The organism is Microbulbifer mixtoriginis (SeqCode), assembly GCF_052467515.1.
Map to the genome: position 1 here is coordinate 3,643,031 of NZ_CP174314.1, position 20,187 is coordinate 3,663,217.

A 20,187-nucleotide genomic window follows, 5' to 3' on the forward strand; every position below is an offset into this window, starting at 1 on the left:
TCGCAGTTTATGGCAGGACGTCTTAACCAATGGCATGCGCTGGCATTTTGTCTGGCGCAGGCCATTCACGCCGATAGCTTTGCAGCAACAGCAGCCACTTTTCTGCTGGAGACCTCTGCACCGGAAGGGTTTGATTCACTGACCGAACCACAGCAGTTATTGGCAGACCTCTACTATGGCGGCCGCCAAATAGGCGTAGCGCCAATTACTGTTGACCCCACCCATATCCAGTTCGACGAGCCAGAGCAATTGCTCCCTCTTCTACCTGAATTATTAGATAGAGAGACCGTAATAGCGGCTTTGGCCAACCCTTTGCCCAGAAATTCACAGTATCTCTGTCGTTCAAGTTGGCAGCGAAAGTGTGGCTATCTAGTGCCTGAGCAGGTGGCGGTCATTTACGATGAAAACCGCTATCGGCTCGATTTATTTTTCTCCGCAAAGTTACTGCCACAAGAAGCCGCCATCAGCGATCCCTATCTCCCAGCCTCCACCAGTGAATTTTCCATTGTTCAAAACCTCAGTGGCGCCTGGAGTGGTGTGGAGAGTAATCTCGGTGAAAACAGTCATAACGCCACTTTGAATGGCAACACCATTATCAGCTTTGGCGAGAGCGCCCTACACGCCCAGTGGTCAGCTGCCACTGCGCAGCACAATCAGATTAGCGCCTTACACTGGTCCAGGGATTATCGTGGAAAAGCCTATTCGATTGGCTTACTACAACCCCAAGGGGGCTGGCACTATTTCGGTAACCACAGCAGCCTGTATGGGTTAGAGATGCGCAGCTCCCAGCTCAGCCGTACAGACATTAAATATCGGCAGGGCAGCCCACTGGAAATCAATATGCCGGTACGCGGGCGTGTGGAAATTTACCGGGATCAGCGGCTGATCCACACAGAAATGCTGGAGGCCGGTAACCGGTTGCTAAACACCAGCACCCTGCCGCATGGTTCCTACGAAATTGAGGTGCGAACTTTTGATGAAATGGGGCGCTCGCTGCACAGCCACTCAGAGTTCTTTACCAAAGACTCCCTGCTACCGGCCCCAGGGGAATGGTCCTGGAATTTTTATGCAGGGCAACCCGCGCACAATTACAGTAACTATCAGACGCTACCCGAGCGCTACCAGGATGTGCTGGCTCAGGGATCTATAGCTCGACGCTTAAGTGGCAATCTGGGGTTCTTTGCCTCGGCAGCCTCAACCCGTGAGCAACAACTTTACGAGATTGGCGCCCGCTGGATAGGTGGCTTCTTCGAAGTTTCGCCGAGCATAGTGACTAACAAGGGTGGGCGCAGTGGTCACAGGGTCCAGGCGCTGTTGAAAACCCCATTCGCCACACTGAGTGCTATTGATACCAGGCTGGATGACGCTGCCGATTTTGATCAAACCAAGGGTCTGCAACTGCTACCACTAGGTTACTCGCAGCGCAGCCTGGCTCTACAGAGCAATCTACTGGGAGGGCAACTCTCTCTGCGCTTGCGTGAGCGAGACAGCGGGTATCGCTTGTTGCCCGGAGAGCAAGTCGACAAATTAGATAATGCGAGTAAGCTCACCAGCCTCTCTTTCAAACGCAACTTCTTACAAAGTGCTAAGTGGCTGGGCAGTGCCACTTTCTCACACCATAAGGCCGACGGGCAGCAATATACCGGCCTGGAGATAGAACTCCGACGCCGCGCCAAACACTGGCAGCACAGCGCCAATCTACACAGTGAGCGCAGTAATCACAGCGATCGCGAACAGCGCTTGCTCCTGGAGAGTCGCTGGCACGATAGGGACCTGTGGGCAGCAGAATTTGAGCAACAAATCACTGCAGAAAAAAGCACGCATGGCCGTTATCTTGAGAGCAGCAGCCATCTCGCCGGCCACTTCGGATATTTAAACAGCACTCTCAGCTTTAATAACGTTAACCATAGCAAGGCTTTCAATTATCTGGGTGGCTTCAGTACCAACCTAATTGTTGCAGAAAATACCTTCGCCTGGGGTGGTGAACGCGCACTGGAAAGTGCTGTAGTTATTGAAATCGATGGCAGCGACCAACAGAATTTTGAAGTATTAGTTGATGGCAACCGGCGCGGCTATGCCAAAGGCGGTGATAGGTCTGTAATCAACTTACCGGCATTTCAGAGTTATGACTTGTCTCTGCGCCCATTGGATAATGGTTTCTTTGATTACCGCGAACAAAGTAAATCCTTCACCCTATATCCCGGTAATGTTAGTTCCACAACTTATCAGATAGAGCAACAGCTGCTTATTTTGGGGCGTCTAACCGATATGGGTGAGGGGTTACCTAACACCCGATTATTTATCGGTGAACACAGTACCACCACCGATCGGTACGGCGTTTTCCAACTAAACATAAATACCAACAAGAAGAACCTGCTTACTCAAGCATTAACTTGGGGTCACTGTCAGGTTCCCATAAATATTCTGTCTTCTGGGGATAGCTGGTTGAATCTAGGCAGCATTGAACAATCCAAGGCCAACTGCCACATCAAAACTACTGCGGGGTTAACCAGTGCGCAACATTAAACACTTAATTGGAAAACTCCTTTGGCTGGGTGTTCTTTTTTTACATTGTCATAATCCGGCCAAGGCACAAAGCTGCTCCAGCAATGACAGCTTGCGCACCTGTAATCTGGGCGGCACACACACCCTAAATTACCAGTCCAATAGCCAAGAAGTTCCCTTTACCTTGCGAAGTCGCAGCGCATTCAGTAGCCGCGCCCTAGCTTACTACGCGGAGCTCACTCCTTTAAGTGGTAGCACTTACTCTCTAACTGCCGACAATGGCGACACTTTGGATATCTCCTTTATATTAAACCCTAGCAATAGTGATGCACAGCTACTCACACTGAACAATCTCGCTGGCCCCTTTAATGGTAGTAGCAATGATGTCAACGCCTCCTTAACCCTGAACATAGACGATACTAAAACGCCCTCCTCCAATCGCTACAATGGTAGTTTTCAAATCACCCTAGAGCAGTACTTCCTTATTTTCCTGGTTGATAGCGAAACAGTAGAATTTGATATTGTTTTGCAGGTAGAGCCTCGTATTGCAATTCGTAACCTGGGGGATATTAATCTCAGCAACTCGGGTATTTCCTTCGGCCAGGCGATTGAAGGACAGGAAGATTTCTGTATTGGCGGCATTGGGTTTGACCGTTATACCGTAAATCTATCTAGCAGCAATGGAAGCACAGGTGGAACTGGGAATCAGCCTTTTTCTCTTAAAGGTGTTAATGAAAATATTACCTATTCCGTTGGCTTTAGTAATACGTTAAACAACAACACGTTCAACAGCCCTAATAGTCAGGGTGATATCGCGGGGTCATTTACTAGACAGTCAGATGAAGCTTGTACTATTGATAACGCCAGAGTATCTATCTCAATTGCTCCCTCAGATTGGGAACAGGCCGGGGAACCTGTATATACTGATGTACTGACAATTACGGTTAGTAGCCAATAATAACTTTTACAACTTCTTATTGACCGCCAGCTTTGTAAAACAACTTTAGTATTAATTAAAATAATTACGCCAACCAAAAAAACTCCATTAGCTGGCGCTAATCCTTCAAAACTCTTATACACCTCCCTCATTAGCGTTTCTATGGGAATCGCTCTGCTAACACCTATCTCAAATTCCATGGGCGCCGCATAAGAACTCTTGTTTCATATAAAACGGCATTTTAAATACTCTAAAAACCCCACAAATCCAGGCAAACAAATATTACGACAATTCAGGCGCACTATTTATCCACAAATAAGAAATTATCACTAATTTCTACCGACCCACTGGGAAATTTTCCCTATTCTTTTAGCCGCAAGATCAACTATACCCTTCTCCGCTCACACTTAACAAAAGGACACCAATAATGAAGCACATGTTAAGAGGTTGTGTCATCCCTGTGGCGATGGCTGCTATATCCACCGTTGGGGCACAATTTGCCCTAGCAGCCACTGATCAGGCCAATACAGAAATAATGCTAAAGTTTAATGAGTCGATTGATATAAATGGCCTCGAAAACCTCACCTTTGAAGACCCCGCCCCAAGTACTGATGCCGAGGGCTGGGTGGATTTTTGTATTCGAGGTATTGGATTCACAAACTTCGAGATTCAATTTGACAGCCTCAATGGAGACGGTGCATACATACTAAGTAATGGCTCCACGGATATCGCCTACCAAGTTAGCTTTAGAAATGTTTCGGGAGGAAGCTTTTCTCCCACAAATGAAGGTGTAGCCCTGAACGGACAAATTCTTCAAAATCCTGGCAACTGTAATGGAGCTCCAGATAACTCCACCTTTGAAGTATTAATTCCAAATGCAAATTGGGAAAATCCCAATGTTTTAAGCGGCACTATATATACCGACGTTTTGACAGTGACAGTTACGTCAGAATAACCAATAGAAATAATAAAATATAATTTTGGTCAGGGAACAACCTCCCTATGGTAATGGTAAATAAAAGCAACGTCGGGAAGTTTCCCTGGATGCTCTTACCGCTATGGCTCTGGCATACAACTGCAGTATCAACAGAACCAATGCATCTCGTAAGCACAGATGTACCTGCAGGTTTTACAGATCTAACCAAGCCCCAAAGGATTGTGGCAGACCTGTACTATGGCGGGCGCAGTTTGGGCTCGGCGCTAATTATTGCCGAGCCTGAATTCGTGCGTTTTGTAGAACCTGAGGAGGCTATCAAGCTTCTCCCTGTCAGCCTAAACCCCGAGCGCCTGCTGCTTTCATTACAGGCTTCACTGGAAAAAAATAGTGATCGAATTTGTCGTGATAACTCCCAAACAGATTGTGGATTTATAAATCCAGAATACTTCGCGGTAATCTATGACGAAGAGAGGTATCGACTGGATGTCTTTTTCTCACCAGAGCTACTTCCTCAACAAGAAGCCCTGACCGACCGATACTTGCCCCCAGCCAGCAATAGTTTTTCCATTGTGCAAAATATCAGTGGTTCCTGGTCGGGAGCACAAAGCGATGAAGTAGAAAGCAACACACAAACTACTTTATCTGCTACCAGCATTATTGGATTTGGTGAGAGCGCTATTTACGGGAATTGGTACACAGCCAACGAAATTGGTACCCGTGTCAGTAGCCTGCATTGGGAAAGGGACTTCCGCGGAAAAGCCTGTAGCCTGGGATTACTGCAACCAAAAGGAAATTTCAGTACTTTCCAATCATTACACCGTCTCTACGGATTTGAGCTCCGTGACTCTCAGTACAGCCGCACAGACATCGGTTATCAACACTCCGCCCTGGTAGAAATAAACATGCCCGTGCGTGGCCGGGTGGAACTGTACCGAGATGGTCGTATGATTCACTCCGATTTAATGGAAGCTGGAAATCACTTACTGGATACCACCACCTTACCACATGGCGCTTACAACATAGAAATTCGTATTTACGACGAAGCAGGCAGATTAATTAATAATACTACTGAATTTTTTACCAAGGATTCACAACTGCCCGCACCGGGTGAGTGGCGCTGGAGCCTGCAGGGAGGAATGCCAGTAAAACCTGAAATATCCTCCGGAATGCCGGATCATTATCAGCAAGAGTTACTGCAAGGATATATTGCCCGCCGCCTTTCAAAAAATTTTGGCGTTTTCTCTACACTAGCAGCCACAGAAGGTCAGCAATTTATGGAGGTTGGTGGCCGCTGGGTAAGCTCTTATTTAGAACTCTCTCCCTCTATAGCTAGGGAGTCCAATGGTCTAGACGCCTATAAATTACAGGCTCTGATTAGAACGCCCTATGCAATGCTGAGCGCCTATCGGATCAAGATTGATGAGCAGAGAAATGATGTAAAGCCCGATAGATATACCCTGCTAAGCAATAGGTTGTCTCAAAGCAGTATTAGCCTGAGAGCCCCACTTTTTGGTGGAAACCTAACGCTAAGGCGCAGTAAGCGCAATCGAAGTCCGGGAAATTACACTGACTCACTCTCTCTGGACAGTCAATTCAGTGAAGCCCAAGAACTTAGGACCTTGGAATATCGTAGGAATATATTTCGAGGAAGAAAATGGCAAGCTACAGCCAATCTGGCCTACAGTGACGCTGACGGGGAAAAATATACACTGCTGAGTATTGAACTTCTTCAAACCAATAAAAATTGGCAAAACTCTTTCAACCTACGTGGTGAGCGCCAACAAGGAAGCGGTGACAACCAATATCTAGAAGTCCAAACTCGCTGGCGTGATGCCGACCGCTGGGCAGCAGAAGTAAACCAGGAGTTCACTATAGAAGCAACGCCGGAAGATTACTATTTAAGAAGCTATAGTCGACTTGCTGGACAATATGGTTTTATCAGCTCCACCATTAGTCATAGTGATGTTAACAATAGCCGCTCTACAAATTATATTGGGAGTTTTAACACCAATATCATTGCCACAAAGGACCATATAGCCTGGGGCGGTGAACGCTCATTGGAAAGTGCCATCATTGTAGATATTGAAGGCAGCCAACGGGAAAACTTTGAAGTATTAATCGACGGTAGCCGCCAAGGTTATGCGAAAGGCGATAGTAGGTCCGTGATCAATCTTCACCCATTTAAAAGCTACGATATATCACTTCGTCCTCTAGGGGATGGTTTCTTTCGCTACCGTGAAAATACCGATCAAGTGACACTTTATCCTGGCAGTGTGACCACCGCTACTTACAAGATTCAACCTGTCTATCTGACCATAGGTCGAGTTATGGCTAAGGGTCAGGGGTTAGACAATGTGTTAATTTCCATTGAAGGAGAGTCAACACTCACAGATAGCTTTGGTGTTTTTCAATTGGAAATACCTCTTTCTGACGAGCCCCCTTCACATCTCGAAGTCACCTGGCTTGATTGTAATGCCAAAGTTGAGGTTGTGGAGTCCAGTGAAGATTGGTTAAACCTCGGGGTTATTGATGAAAGTTCAGCCAACTGCCAAATCTCACAGACTGCTAAAACAAATGACACCCAATAAAAAATCAAGAAAATTTATTAATAATTTTTTAATAGTTATTTTTTTACTCTACCTGTCAAATAGCAGCCTTGCAAACTGTCTAGGTGACTCCCATCTACGTGTCTGCAATCTATCTGGATGGCACACAATACATGGAAAAGGGAAGCATCAGGATATCCATTTTACTTTTCGCAGTCAGAAGCACAGCTCAGCCACTCCCTTTTCACTGGAAATTCAACCCGAGCGTGAGGGGTTCTATAGGTTATATGCAGAAAATGGAGAAGCTGTTGATATAATTTTGGCCTTATCAGCGCCACATCATAGATCCTTTACATTCAACCCCGGTACAGTTTATCAAGACATTCCGGGTAGTAATAACGATGCCAATGCAGATTTGAGAGTAAAGCTAGTTAGGCCTAGAAATTTTTCCTCTAATAGCTATCAAGGAAACTTCCAATTATTGATAGCGCAGACAGAGTCTGGAAAAACTCAAAAAATAGATTTTTCGATAGTATTAAAAATTCAACCCAAAATTTATATCAAGCAACTCGACGATATCTTTCTTAGTAATATGGGGGTCTCACCCGGGCAAGATATTGTTGGCCATGAAGACTTTTGTGTTGGTGGCAGCGGCTTTAGTCAGTACTCCGTATCCCTGTCAAGTAGTGGGGGGATCAGTGCGGGAGCCTTTGTACTTACTGGTATCAGTGAACACATGCCCTATATAGCCAGTTTCTCAGATAATATTTACCGAAGTACTCCCTCAATACCCGGTGCATCCGGGCGCATTCCAGGTCTTTTCAACCGCTCAGCGCCAGAAGAATGCCTCAGCAATAATGCCAGAATCACGATTACGGTACCTTCGCCCTTCTGGGAAAGGGCAAATGAATCGAAATACACAGATGTTCTCACCGTGACAGTTACTAGTCAGTAATCATTATTAATAGCTATGTGCAATGAGGACTTCGGTTTTTCTATACCAATAGACCTCTGCCGACAGTACATTTAGAGTTTGAATGATTGGCTTAGATTAAGCCCCAGACATAAAACAACGATGAAATTTTTAATCTGAAAAATTTCATTGCTCTGAATCAGATATACACTTTCGATATTATAAGAGGGATACCAAACCAGGCCTTAGATATCCCTTTATCGTTTTTAATCCATACCACTAAGTCAGTAAAAATCTTAGCTAACTGACTCTCAACCGCCCAAAGGGAGGCGCACTCGCTCACTATCACGCCCTCTGAGTAAGACCTCCAACTCACCTTCGGTGGGAAGGCCCTCTAACGTCAGGCTTGTTCCAGCATAAAGGCGACCTGAAATATCGAGCTTTTGACACTCACCCTCGCTTGGGCAATGGCGAGCCTCAACCACTTCAACATTGATATTTCCGGTATTCTTTAAGTAACGTTGACTCCCGTCGGCCTGTAACTCCAGCTGGTAACTTCCATCCTCAGGCTGCACAAATACTAATGCCTGGTAGGCCACAAGAATTTTCAGTGCGGTTTGCTCCGATTTAACCTCCCCAACTACCGGCTTGAAAGTAACACGATAGACCTTCTCTTCCTTTAAATCTCTATCCAACGCCATTAGACGAAAACGTTTCCGCTCTCCTGGCGCCAATATGGCCTTGGCCGGACTCACCAACAACCTGAATTCATCCGGGTTAATCACTCGAATGCGCTCTTCGTTCTCTAGCCCGGGATTATCTACCCGAAATATTTCTGTCTGAACATACAGGGTCTCTTTATCCGGATTAGTGATAACCACGTCATCACGCGCATTGGGAGCATCATCAAGATAGAAAATTATTTTATCCAGGGACATGGCTGCCAGTGCGGGCTGCCCCAATAGCAACAAGAAAGAGAGCAGTATTTTTTTCATCGCTCTATCATCCACCTAAATTAACCATTATTTTAAAAACTGCATTCATCGAATTTATATGGCTGTTTGTAATACTCTTGCCATATTTCTGTTCCAACTCAGGGAGTCCTACAGAAATTCACCCCCATACAAAAGAATTAACTTAGAGCCAGTCATTCAAAAATGATTTGTTCTTGAAATGATTACTCCGCTGAAATCATCACTCCCGAAAAGTTCTCAATGGACTTTGTTTCCAGGCACTTATCAGCACCTGAATAATATACACGCTGCTCAGAGGAAGACAGCAGAGCTTCGCTTGTTAAACGAAAATGTTTGGCCGGTATGTTGCGTAGACAAAACCTTGCCGATTCCCTGCTTCGCTCATAACGCCACTGCACCTGAGGTGTAAAACTCAGCACTATCTGTGAAGTTGCCTGGGCAGTCTGTCCTGCAGACTGTACATGCTCCGCTAACGCTAGCACAGTGGTGGAAATTGCCAAAAGCAGAATACGTCTTTTACTACTCACGGGGGCTATATACCTCTTTAACAGCGCAGTTATGCCACAGCTGCACAGACATCTAAAGGGCACACCTTAAGTTTAGCTGGCTATTCCCTAGTCTTGAGGAATGCACTTGAGCATTGAAATTTCCGCCCAACTCTACTTGCAACAACCTCTCCAGGGTCTATTTTTCCTGTAAGACCCAATTCCAGCCTGGGTCATTTGACCCTTGGGTTACAGAGCGCCTAAGCGCCTATATCCACTCGACAATAACGCCTGCTTTCCGGATTTGACTCACATGCTAATCGCGCACCGAGGCGACAAAACCCGCCACCCGGAGAATACCATCGCCGCCTTCGAGGCGGCCCATAATCTGGGCGCCTGCGCCATTCAGTGCGATGTCCGTTTTAGCTTGGATGGCACTCCCTGGTGCTACCATAGCGATACACTGCCTATGCCAAGTGATAAGCGCCAACATTTCTTCCACGATCTAAGGGACTCCCAACTCAACCGCTTACCTATCGACTCCTTTATAAAATTGGTGGACTGGGCCAGCTGTCACCGGCACCTGGATTGGTTTGTAGGCATCTCCGCAGCCAATATCACCAACATGGGTTTTACAGCCGTGGTAAAGAAGCTCATGGAGTTAATGCGTAACGAACGCGAGTCCTTCGCGCTGCTCACAAAAGACTGTCGCAGTCTTCGGGCCGCCCGCAGCATGGGCTGGCATAGGGTGGCCTTACAAATCAACAGCGTTCCACGCTGCCTGTCTGCCGATATCGTCACTCTCGCCCCGGAGTTTCTGCTGATTCGCGACAGCTTCGTCGATTGCGAAGAATTACCCCCTGGCCCCTGGCAGTGGGTTGTCTATGAAATTAACTCTGCTGAAGAAGCTGTACTCTGGCGAAAGCGAGGTGCGCACCATATCCTCACCGGTAACCTGCCACTATTGATGCGCTCCTGGGAAGCGAGTGATGTCTACGGATTTTGATGTACTGGTAGTTGGCGCGGGAATTCTTGGCGCAGGCACCGCAGAGGCCCTGGCCAAGGAACGGCATTCAGTCGTGATTCTGGAACAGCTCGGCATCGCCGCAGCCACCTCCTCACGCTCATCCAAGCTTATCCATGGGGGCCTGCGCTACCTCGAGAGCGGTCAATTCCGACTTGTCTATGAGTGCCTGCGCGAACGTCACTGGCTGCTGGAAAATAAGCCGCAGTTGGTGCGTATGGTGCCCTTCTATATTCCTATTTACCGTGACAGCAAGCGTCCACCATGGATGGTCAGACTGGGGCTTAGCCTTTACGCGCTCCTCTCCGGCATCGGCAGTGAGGCCTCGCGCTTTCGCGCTTTACCCAAATCCGAATGGGATACCCTACCTGGCCTCAAGCAGGAGGATCTACTCGCAGTATTTCGCTATTACGATGCGCAAACAGACGATGCCGCCCTAACCCGTGATGTAGTCGCCTCAGCAATTGCGCATGGTGCGCAAATCATCTGTCCCGGCAGTTTAGTTGGGGCGGAAGTTACCGAGGAGGGGGTGCGGGTTGATTACGTTGCCGACGGCAAACTCAATACTCTACACACCCGCGCCCTGGTTAATTGCAGCGGCCCCTGGGTAGCGACCACCAACGCGCGCTGTTCTCCCTCTGTAACCCTACCTCCTATAGACCTTGTCGCTGGCACCCACATATTGCTGCCACTGTCGCTCGGCAATAAGATCTTCTATGTGGAAGCCGAGGATCATCGAGCGGTCTTCGTAATGCCGTGGCAAGACAAAACCTTAGTTGGCACCACAGAGCGCCCCTTCTTCGGCGATCCACGAGAAGTGGTTCCCACCATGGAAGAGGAGGCTTATTTGCTACGTACGGTACAGCAGTATTTTTCCCAGACACGCAGCCTACAGGTGGAGGATATATGTGATAGCTATGCTGGATTGCGGGTTCTACCGGAAGCGGAAAAAAGTCCTTTCGCCCGCTCGCGGGAATCCATGATTTGCTGTGATAATGAGCGCAAGCCGCGTATTCTCGCGGTCGCCGGCGGCAAGCTTACCAGCTACCGCGCCACCGCACGCAAGCTGGCCAAAAAATTACAAGCCACCCTGCAAGGTAAGGGCCCCCCAAGCGAAAACTATTCCTCACACATTAATACGTCCAGCCCCTCAGAAAGGGAGCGCAATCTTTAAAATTATCTAAACAGCATTTAGAAGTCTGTAAATACCTAGATCCATTTATAGTGTTTTAGATAAATAATGCGATGCTTGCCCTTTGGGGCGACCGGACAAGGTTGCCATGTGCTCATAGCCATTTTTTTCATAAAATGGCTTTGCCTGCCAGCTTGTTGTCTCAACCAATGCTTTCTCACACCCTTTCTCTCTAGCGAAAAGTTCAGCGTTTTTTACAAGTTCCGCACCAACACCTTGACCTCGGCACTCTTCCGAAAGCCAAAGCAACTCAATATGCAAAGTATTCCAATAACAAGAAGCACGGATACCACCAATTACCTCATTAGAGGAATTTCTAGCAAAAACTGTAAATTTAACCTCATCTTCATTTCGCTCAAGCCCAGGAACACTTGCTTGGTTAAAGTCGATAATACCTTGACTTAATATATTGGATTCATCTTTAGACGGTGACGTTGTAATATCTATACTGAACATTTTTCACTCTTATACTTAACAACCAATAAAGCTGGACCAATACCAATTTTCACTTTTTAATTTGCATAAAAAATTGACCATCGAAGATGGTATGGTTTCCACTGTTGCAACCAAGACTTTTAATCACTTGAACTTAGTCTAATTATTATTTTTCTGCTAATACCAATTACTCCCTGAAGCACTACACAATAAGTAACAATAGGTAGTACTCACAAGTGCGATATGGTTGAAATTTACATGACCAATTATTAACCCATCTCGCACCAAAGTACAAAAAATCCACTCTTTAGAGATTTAAGTCAAGTGTTATATATGACTGTTTATTAATATTGTCGCGAGAAGATAAAATCCATTAATTTCTAAAGGTACAAATCGATAAGCAACTGGAAGAAAATATTAAATACGAATTTACAGAATTAAGATATTGATTGAATTACTCCTACCAACTCCCAATTACCTTGATTTTTCACTCTGAGGGCGAGCTAACTTTGTCACTCAGTTTTTAATAAAGCATTCAAGTATATTGAGCCACCCTCTAGCCCACTTCAGCCCCCTCTCTTTTATGCAATGTACCCTAACACTATGGGGTCTTTGTTTTACATCCCATATAATGGCGGGCTACTCTGTTTTTATTAGTCTTTTACATCGTAGTTTATGTCTGATTACAGTCCCCACCGCTTTTGCACCGCGCCACTACTCGATTGGAGTGACCGTCACTGCCGCTATATGTGGCGCCTACTGAGTAAACGCGCCCGCCTTTATAGCGAAATGGTGACCACTGGGGCAATTTTGCACGGAGATCGCCAGCGCCACCTGCAATTTGACGCTGGCGAACTGCCTGTCGCCCTACAAATTGGCGGAAGCGACCCGCGCGAGCTGGCGGAGTGCGCACGAATTGCCGAGGAGTGGGGGTATGCGGAAATCAACCTCAACTGCGGCTGCCCCAGTGACCGGGTTCAGTCTGGACGTTTTGGCGCCTGCCTGATGGCGGAACCAGATGTCGTAGCTGCCGGCTTATCTGCAATGCGTGACTCAGTGTCTATTCCGGTCACAGTCAAACACCGTATCGGTATAGACGATATGGAAGACTACCCTGGCCTGACCCGTTTTGTGGAGGCGCAGGCAGCCATCGGCACAGAGACATTTATCGTCCATGCCCGCAAAGCCTGGCTGCAGGGCCTCAGCCCAAAGGAAAACCGCGAAATCCCACCGCTTAACTACGATATGGTTTACCAGCTGAAAAAGGATTACCCACAGCTGCAAGTCATCATTAATGGTGGCATTAATTCTCTGGAAGAATGCCAGCAACATTTACAGCGGGTAGATGGTGTTATGCTCGGTCGCGCCGCCTATCAGACCCCAGCACTTCTTTCACAAGTGGACAGTGTGTTGTTTGGAGAAAATGAAGGACCCGATGCCGCGCAAGTGGTCGAGCAGATGTTGCCCTATATCGAGCGAGAACTGGCAAGTGGTCAACGCCTCAACCATATTACCCGGCATATGCTCGGGCTCTTTCAGGGCCTGCCCGGGGCACGCCGTTTCCGTCGTCATCTGAGTGAAAATGCTCACAAGAAAGGGGCAGGGCCTGAGGTTGTGGAGCAAGCTTTGTCACTGGTCACCCAAGCGGCTTAACTTGGAAGGCCAGTATTTCATAGGAAGGGAAGCCAAATACTATCGAGGGAATCGCGATGAATAAACTGGATCAACTCAAACAGCGCAGCCAGGTGGTAGCAGATACTGGCGATATTGATGCCATACGCCGCTATCGCCCCCAGGATGCCACCACCAATCCCTCTTTACTCTTTAAGGCTGCCCAACTGCCCCAATACAAGGGCCTGATCCAAGAGTCACTGGACTGGGCAACTCACCACCACAGTGGCGCTAACTCCTCTGAAACAGCGCGGCTGGCTGCAATCAAGCTGGCTGTCAGTATCGGCAGTGAAATATTGCAATTGATCCCTGGGGTAGTCTCTACCGAGGTGGACGCGCGCCTGTCTTTCGATACCCGCGCCACTATTGATTACGCCAGACACCTTGTGGCCCTATACGAGCGCGAAGGCGTAGCCCGGGAGCGAGTACTAATTAAAGTCGCCGCCACCTGGGAGGGAATAGCAGCAGCAGAGATATTGGAACGGGAGGGCATTCACTGCAACCTCACCCTGCTGTTCTGTTTGAGCCAAGCGATTGCCTGCGCCGAAGCTGGAGTAACACTGATCTCTCCCTTTGTGGGCCGCATCCTCGACTGGCATCTAGCCAATGGAGACCGCAAAGCCTTTAGCGGTGAAGAGGATCCCGGTGTACTGTCGGTACGCAATATCTATCATTATTATAAGTCGCGCGACTACTCCACCATTGTGATGGGCGCCAGCTTCCGCAACACGGAGGAGATCGAAGCGCTGGCCGGATGCGATCGCTTAACCATCAGCCCTCAGCTGCTCCAGTCTCTGGAAGAGAGCGAGGGTTTATTGGTTGGTGGGCTTCCCACGGTCAACGAACCGCTGCCACGCCCTGAGGGGCGACTCTGCGAAGCAGCATTCCGCTACCAACTCAACAGTGATGCCATGGCCACAGAAAAGCTCGCCGAGGGTATCCGTAATTTTGTCAAAGACCAGGAGCGGCTCGAAATGCTGCTGCAGAGCCAAGTGATGGGACGCCGGGAAACTGATGCTGCAACAAATCCGTAAGCTGTTTGAACAGATTGGCAACAGTGCCGATGTTGAAATGCACGATGAAAAAGACGTGCGAATGATTAGTGCCGCCTTACTGGTTGAGGTGGCTACTGTGGATCAAAAGCTAGACCCGCGCGAACGTAACACTTTGATCGAACTACTTTGCCAACACTACGCGCTGAGCAGCCATGCGGCGGCAGAGATTATTGATGAAGCCATAGAGCAAAGGGAGCGAGCCACTTCCCTGTTTGAGTTTACCCAGGCCGTCAATGACCAGTTCAGCGAGCGAGACAAGTACCTGCTGGTTCGGCAGATGTGGCAGGTGGCTTTTTCCGACGATGTGATCGAGGCTTTTGAAGAACATCTAATCCGCCGGGTTTCCGAGTTAATTTACCTTCCCCACGGACTCTTTACCCGCGCACGGGCGGAAGCTAGAGACATGCGGAGTAGCTGAAAAGTTTTGCCGGGGCGTTAAAACTTTGAAGGAGGGTGTTTGTTAAATCTCAGTGCAGGTGCGCGGAGGACTTGCTGTGGGAGCCACATTCTAGCTCGAGGGTATGGACCAGATCGCGAAAGGTTTCCGCATTTTGCTCGTTCATACTCATCAGCACCCGGTGTGCCTCTAGTACCTTCTCCCGAGCAGCACATTCATCCGGGGTTTTACAGACCAACGGAGTTGTCTCCACGGAGAAATCACGTTTCTCATCGCTGATTTCCATCAGGGAGTCGAAACCCATCGCATCTAGCAGATGTTGAATGCCCCTATCGGCAAGGAATACCAAGGGCTTCTGGCAGCCACGCTCCTGTGCGCGAATCGCGATCTTGGCCATCAGCCCCAGGGTTGTGCTATCCACACCCTCGGCACCGTGTAAGTCAAAGGCCACACCGGCAAAGTCACTGCTTGCAAACATATTATCGATAAAACTATCGAAAGAAGTGCATAGGTTGAGGCGAACATCGCCCATCAATTTAATGATGTAAACGCCCTGGTGGGCCCCAACCATAATTTGCCCGGACTGCATAACAACCCCTGGCTCACCCGAACACACTCAGTGGATTAAAGTGTACTGGATGGCGAAAGTTCACTGGTAGAGCAAAAATGCTTGCGGCGGTTTTGCCGCCTCGGCACTTTTGTGCATAGGATGGGCGGAGCTTACTCCTGACTGCTGGGACTGACAAGAGTGCTAGGGCATGAAATTCGACTATTTAGTCGCAGAAATGCCACCTCTAAACGTGGGCAAGGGTAAGAATTGTAATGTCATCGGGTAATGCGCCAAAAGTGTCCACTTTCAGGCTCTCACACAGTACTCCCAACTCACCGCCCGTAGCGCTTATCAACTCTAGTAACCGCTCTTCTTTTTGCAGTAAATCGCCTTCGAGTAACTCCAGTACACCATCGGAGCAGGCCACCAACCGCCAACTGCTGGGCAGCTCGGCACACATTACCTGCCAGTCACCCCGCTCAAAAATGCCCAAGGGCCGCCCCTTGCCCGGCAGCCAGTCGGCGCCAGCGACACTGGCAAGCGCCGGCATGGGAATCTGTCCGGCGACGGCATAGTGCAGTTGGCTAGCGGCGGTATCTACCACACCGATAAACATGCTGGCGTGTTTACCCATACCTGTGGATAAGAGCTCGCGGTTAATCAACTCCAAAACTTCCAACAAGTCGGAGTCCAGGGACTCCAGTTGGGAAAACAAAGGGCGCTCACGCAGGCGATGCATCACGCTGTTTTTGATCAGTGCCGTAACCAATGCGGAGGACACCCCATGCCCTGAGACATCCACCAGATAAAACGCCACAAAGCGCTCGCCGAACAAACCGTAATCGACAAAATCGCCGCTGAGATACAGAGAGGGGATCAGGCGGTAGGCGGCCTCAACGCCGCCGGGATAAAAATAGGGACTGCGTGGCAACAGGTGCTGCTGCAGCAAGCGACCGGCCTCCTGATCACGGCGCAATACTTCTACGTGCTCGCGCAGCTCGCTATTGCGCTGCTCCAGGGTGTTGCGGTACTCAATATTCTGCTGGGCGAGGTTTTCCGCGCCGGTGATACGGCAGATTACTTTATCGATCAATGCAGCCTGTTGAATGGGTTTGATCAGATAATCGCAGGCCCCCAGACGCATGGCCTGTAATACTTCGTGAAGCTCACCCTGCTCGGCAATCATTACAACCGCCGTCGCCGGGGAGCGGAGCTTGATTTTGCGCAGTACCTCCAACCCATCCATATCGGGCAGGAGTAGATCGACGATAACCAGCTGAAACAGTTCAGGAGTAAATTGTTCTATGCCTTGCTGGCCACTATCAGCTACAGCAACTGAAAGCCCTTGACGCGAAAGCGCTCCACGCAAGAAATTGCGGGAGCGCTCATCATCGGTCAGTAACAGGCTACTGGGGCCGGCCATGGCAGGCTCTTTTGGAAAGGGGGCTAACTAGCTGTTGCTCAGTAGTCACTGGACTCTTCGACTTCCCCCTGATCGATTGCCTCGGCAGCTTCGGTCGCGGTATCCACATCCACTTCACCATCCACAATCAAGAAATCGCGGCGCTGCAGGTAGGCGTCGCGTAGCAGAATATAGCGATCACCCTGCAGAAGGGATTCAGCCTTCAGCAGGCTAGCGCGACTCTGGATAATATCGGTAGCCTTAAGGGTATAGCGAGTGGGATCGTGCTCCACATAGGTCAGAGGATTGGTGTAGTAATCCACCACTCTAGCTGGCGTATCCCGCACGGTGGAGGGCCCTAGCAGTGGCAACACCAGGTAGGGACCAGAGGGTACCCCCCAAACCGCTAGAGTTTGGCCAAAGTCCTCACCGTCACCTTTCTCCAAGCCCATATGCTTGGCAACATCAAAAAGACCGGCAATACCAATGGTGGTATTGATTAGCAGACGACCGGCGTCATTACCCGCCTGGCCCCACTTGCCCTGTAACACACCATTAAAGGTATTGGTCACTTCAGCCAGATTACTGAAAAAGTTGCTTACACCTTGCTGTACAAATATCGGGGTAATCTGCCGATAACTCACAGCCGCCGGTTTTAGCACATAGCGATCCGCACCGTCATTGAAGCTGAATATGGCGCGGTTAAATCCCTCCCAGGGATCGCGAAGAGAAAAGTCTTCACCTTCCTCACTCTCAAATTCTTCCGCGGGGTCAAAGCCATACTCATCCAGTAGTGAACCATTGGATTCACCACTAACGTCATTCTGCTCTACCGCCTCAGGCTGGGCTGAGGGAGTGGCGGCGTCACCAAATGGGTCCTGTGTCGCCAAAGCGCCCATGGGGGAGATGGCCAGTATTGCGGCCATCAACCAGGGCGATAAATCTCTGCGTCCTAGCAAAACCCTGCTCCTCTTCTAACAAATTTCAAGGTCAAGGATTCTAACGCCCCCGCAAACTGTAAACCACCCTCGGCAGCATAGCAGCTGGTATTCATCAAAGATGCCGCAGTTTCAGGCAAGCACACGCTGTCACAGAAAGGTAATTTGCGCCAGAAATCCTAGGCCCGGCCGATCTACTCTGTCGCCTGAGGCCGCAAACCAGCGATCACTCCGTTATCCAGTAATTTCTGGAGTAACTCAATACCGAAGCCGAAAAGGGCTTCGCTATCGACTTGCGGTAGCTCGGCAGCAATTTGTGCCAACAACTGCTCCCCTGTGACATCACCCTCGGAGGCCAACTGCAATAGTCGTGCGGTTACTGCATTGATTTCCATAAAGCTGACTTCATCGCTAAGGTCGCGATAGACCAGCAAGAAGGTGGGAGAATCAGCTGGCTCCTGGGGCTGATAGGTAGGACCGATACGGTGCACCGGGAAACGGTAACTGAGACTCCACACCAGCGGCGATACCACTGGAATAGAGCTCAATAAATCTCCCTGGCGATCCAGGTCGGTGGGAATCTCCTCAGTACTCACATCCAGCGCCAGCTCTACCCACTCATAATGAGCCAGCTCCAATAGAAACGCTGGGTCTTCCTCCCGCGGTTCCCTCTCCTGTTGCAGGTAAGTGAGAAACTCCTCACTAATCTGCAGAAAGTAGGGGCTCTTGGAAGTGTGGTGCTGAACAAAATCACGCACCATTTTATGCCAGTACTCATCACTGTAGAGGCTGCGTAATACAGGGAAACCACTGGCAATAAAAGATTCGATATTGTTGTAAATCAGGTCCCGATATATGGCAACTCGCCGGTCCTCAATATCCTCTGGCGCCTCAACTTGATCAGGGGCGCGTAGGTGATTGGCTAAAGCCCGCTGTAAGCCCTGGAACCTGGCTGTCTTATCGGCGACTGATGACATAGCTCTCTTCTTCTCGGTGACAGGCCTGAATGCTCTTGATCTGTTCCACTTCCTGAAACAATTGCGGCAGCGGTGGGATATTGAAATCGCGCTCCAGCAAGGTCGGCATGACACCGTGTATCTCGTAGGCTTTGTTCAACAACTGCCACACGGGATCAATCACTGCAGCACCGTGTGTATCCACTTTCAGATCATCCGCCTCATCGTAATGCCCGGCTACATGTACATAGCGCATACGCTCGGAGGGAAGCCCGCGCAAAAATTCCAGGGGGTCATAGCGATGATTGATTGAATTCACATAGATATTATTTACGTCGAGCAGAAGGTCGCAGTCCGCCTCTTGCAGGACCGCCTGCAAAAATGCCAGCTCACTCATCTCCTGACCCGGCGCCGCATAATAGGAGACATTCTCCATGGCAATACGTTGCTCCAGGGTATCCTGCACAATGCGAATTCGCTCGGCGACATACATTACCGCTTCTTCGGTAAAGGGGATGGGTAATAAATCGTAGAGATGGCCCTTATCTGAGCAGTAGCTCAAGTGCTCGCTGTAAAGACGGATATTGTGATCGCGAATAAACTGCTTGATCGAAGCAAGCAGATCCATATCCAGCGGGTCAGACGAGCCAATAGATAGAGACAGGCCATGTAGGATAAATGGATATCGTTCGCTGAGCTGGTGAAACCAGCGGCCATAGCGCCCACCGACGCCAATCCAATTCTCCGGCGCCACCTCAAAGAAATCCACCGTACCCGATGAAAGTTCTTCACCCATCATAGAGCGACGCAGCCCGAGACCGGCACCCTCCACTGGATAATTACGCACCGCTATTTGCCTCTAGTGATAGTGAAAAGTACTTGGGGCGGCCCTTAACACAGTGCCGCCCCAATCGCGCGTGTTGGGGTATTAGTTACCGCATTTCCCCTCGCCGCACTTACCTTCTTTCTTTTTACCTTCTCCACACTTACCTTCGCCGCATTTACCTTCTTTCTTTTTGCCTTCGCCGCATTTACCTTCTTTCTTTTTGCCTTCGCCGCATTTACCTTCTTTATTCTTGCCGTGGCCGCACTTGCCTTCTTTCTCCTTGTCATCGTGATCGGCCAGAGCCAAGTTATAACCGGAGGTGAGCTCAGCAGCGGCAAACGGGTTAGCTTCAGCGGTGGATGCAGATACATTCATCGCAGCAGTTGCAATAAAAGCAGCACCAACAGCAGCTGCTACAGGGGAAAGATGCTTCTTGTTCATAAT

19 protein-coding genes are annotated in these 20,187 nt (G+C 49.1%); 10 read left to right on the forward strand and 9 right to left on the reverse strand.

What is annotated here, in order from left to right:
• The first annotated feature begins 9 nt into the window (after window positions 1–9).
• From ACJJIT_RS15675 to ACJJIT_RS15695, 5 genes are all read left to right on the forward strand, one after another.
• A complete protein-coding gene (locus ACJJIT_RS15675) occupies window positions 10–2,526 on the forward strand; it encodes a TcfC E-set like domain-containing protein (protein WP_444898994.1) in 2,517 nt (838 codons plus the stop codon).
• Window positions 2,513–3,463 (forward strand): hypothetical protein, encoded by a 951-nt coding sequence (locus ACJJIT_RS15680; RefSeq protein WP_444898995.1) that lies wholly within the window; start codon window positions 2,513–2,515, stop codon window positions 3,461–3,463. Before ACJJIT_RS15675 ends, ACJJIT_RS15680 begins: the two co-directional genes overlap by 14 nt.
• A gap of 406 nt (window positions 3,464–3,869) precedes the next feature.
• Window positions 3,870–4,397 carry a hypothetical protein gene (locus ACJJIT_RS15685; protein WP_444883875.1) on the forward strand — a complete coding sequence of 176 codons (528 nt, stop codon included), beginning with the start codon at window positions 3,870–3,872 and terminating at the stop codon, window positions 4,395–4,397.
• 140 nt (window positions 4,398–4,537) lie between these two features.
• The gene (locus ACJJIT_RS15690; RefSeq protein ID WP_444898996.1) at window positions 4,538–6,967 is read left to right on the forward strand and encodes a TcfC E-set like domain-containing protein; all 2,430 of its coding nucleotides are present in this window, start codon (window positions 4,538–4,540) and stop codon (window positions 6,965–6,967) included.
• Entirely contained in the window at window positions 6,909–7,880 is a 972-nt protein-coding gene (locus tag ACJJIT_RS15695; RefSeq protein WP_444898997.1) for a hypothetical protein, read from the forward strand. Before ACJJIT_RS15690 ends, ACJJIT_RS15695 begins: the two co-directional genes overlap by 59 nt.
• A 269-nt stretch (window positions 7,881–8,149) precedes the next feature.
• Here ACJJIT_RS15695 and ACJJIT_RS15700 read toward each other — a convergent pair whose 3' ends face one another.
• Both ACJJIT_RS15700 and ACJJIT_RS15705 read right to left on the reverse strand, forming a co-directional pair.
• Entirely contained in the window at window positions 8,150–8,833 is a 684-nt protein-coding gene (locus tag ACJJIT_RS15700) for a fimbria/pilus periplasmic chaperone (RefSeq protein WP_444888093.1), read from the reverse strand.
• A 182-nt stretch (window positions 8,834–9,015) separates the two neighbouring features.
• A complete protein-coding gene (locus ACJJIT_RS15705; protein WP_444883871.1) occupies window positions 9,016–9,339 on the reverse strand; it encodes a hypothetical protein in 324 nt (107 codons plus the stop codon).
• Between the two features lie 271 nt (window positions 9,340–9,610).
• Between ACJJIT_RS15705 and ACJJIT_RS15710 the strand changes: the two genes are divergently transcribed.
• Both ACJJIT_RS15710 and ACJJIT_RS15715 read left to right on the forward strand, forming a co-directional pair.
• A complete protein-coding gene (locus ACJJIT_RS15710; protein ID WP_444883870.1) occupies window positions 9,611–10,303 on the forward strand; it encodes a glycerophosphodiester phosphodiesterase family protein in 693 nt (230 codons plus the stop codon).
• Complete coding sequence (locus tag ACJJIT_RS15715; RefSeq protein WP_444898998.1) at window positions 10,287–11,495, forward strand: FAD-dependent oxidoreductase; 1,209 nt, start codon at window positions 10,287–10,289, stop codon at window positions 11,493–11,495. The genes ACJJIT_RS15710 and ACJJIT_RS15715 overlap by 17 nt, the downstream gene beginning before the upstream one ends.
• A 45-nt stretch (window positions 11,496–11,540) precedes the next feature.
• Here the strand turns inward: ACJJIT_RS15715 and ACJJIT_RS15720 are convergent, their stop codons facing one another.
• A complete protein-coding gene (locus ACJJIT_RS15720; protein ID WP_444898999.1) occupies window positions 11,541–11,969 on the reverse strand; it encodes a GNAT family N-acetyltransferase in 429 nt (142 codons plus the stop codon).
• Window positions 11,970–12,623: 654 nt separating this feature from the next.
• Here ACJJIT_RS15720 and dusA point away from each other — a divergent pair.
• Genes dusA through ACJJIT_RS15735 form a run of 3 tightly spaced genes read left to right on the forward strand, consistent with a single transcriptional unit; the run spans window position 12,624 to window position 15,092 of the window.
• A complete protein-coding gene (gene dusA / locus ACJJIT_RS15725; RefSeq protein ID WP_444899000.1) occupies window positions 12,624–13,601 on the forward strand; it encodes a tRNA dihydrouridine(20/20a) synthase DusA in 978 nt (325 codons plus the stop codon).
• A 56-nt stretch (window positions 13,602–13,657) separates the two neighbouring features.
• Window positions 13,658–14,653, forward strand: a complete 996-nt coding sequence (gene tal / locus ACJJIT_RS15730; protein ID WP_444883866.1) for a transaldolase — start codon at window positions 13,658–13,660, stop codon at window positions 14,651–14,653.
• On the forward strand, window positions 14,634–15,092 hold the full coding sequence (locus tag ACJJIT_RS15735) for a tellurite resistance TerB family protein (protein WP_252084695.1): 459 nt from the start codon (window positions 14,634–14,636) through the stop codon (window positions 15,090–15,092). The genes tal and ACJJIT_RS15735 overlap by 20 nt, the downstream gene beginning before the upstream one ends.
• Before the next feature lie 49 nt (window positions 15,093–15,141).
• Here ACJJIT_RS15735 and ACJJIT_RS15740 read toward each other — a convergent pair whose 3' ends face one another.
• The 6 genes from ACJJIT_RS15740 to ACJJIT_RS15765 form a co-directional block, all read right to left on the reverse strand.
• Window positions 15,142–15,660, reverse strand: a complete 519-nt coding sequence (locus ACJJIT_RS15740) for an STAS domain-containing protein (RefSeq protein ID WP_252084694.1) — start codon at window positions 15,658–15,660, stop codon at window positions 15,142–15,144.
• 205 nt (window positions 15,661–15,865) lie between these two features.
• Complete coding sequence (locus tag ACJJIT_RS15745; protein ID WP_444899001.1) at window positions 15,866–17,044, reverse strand: PP2C family protein-serine/threonine phosphatase; 1,179 nt, start codon at window positions 17,042–17,044, stop codon at window positions 15,866–15,868.
• Window positions 17,045–17,082: 38 nt separating this feature from the next.
• Window positions 17,083–17,982, reverse strand: a complete 900-nt coding sequence (locus ACJJIT_RS15750; RefSeq protein WP_444883863.1) for an MlaA family lipoprotein — start codon at window positions 17,980–17,982, stop codon at window positions 17,083–17,085.
• 173 nt (window positions 17,983–18,155) lie between these two features.
• The gene (locus ACJJIT_RS15755; protein ID WP_444899002.1) at window positions 18,156–18,938 is read right to left on the reverse strand and encodes an HvfC family RiPP maturation protein; all 783 of its coding nucleotides are present in this window, start codon (window positions 18,936–18,938) and stop codon (window positions 18,156–18,158) included.
• Complete coding sequence (locus tag ACJJIT_RS15760; protein ID WP_444899003.1) at window positions 18,919–19,764, reverse strand: HvfB family MNIO-type RiPP peptide maturase; 846 nt, start codon at window positions 19,762–19,764, stop codon at window positions 18,919–18,921. The genes ACJJIT_RS15755 and ACJJIT_RS15760 overlap by 20 nt, the downstream gene beginning before the upstream one ends.
• An 81-nt stretch (window positions 19,765–19,845) precedes the next feature.
• The gene (locus ACJJIT_RS15765; protein ID WP_252084690.1) at window positions 19,846–20,184 is read right to left on the reverse strand and encodes an HvfA family oxazolone/thioamide-modified RiPP metallophore; all 339 of its coding nucleotides are present in this window, start codon (window positions 20,182–20,184) and stop codon (window positions 19,846–19,848) included.
• Between the last annotated feature and the right edge of the window lie 3 nt (window positions 20,185–20,187).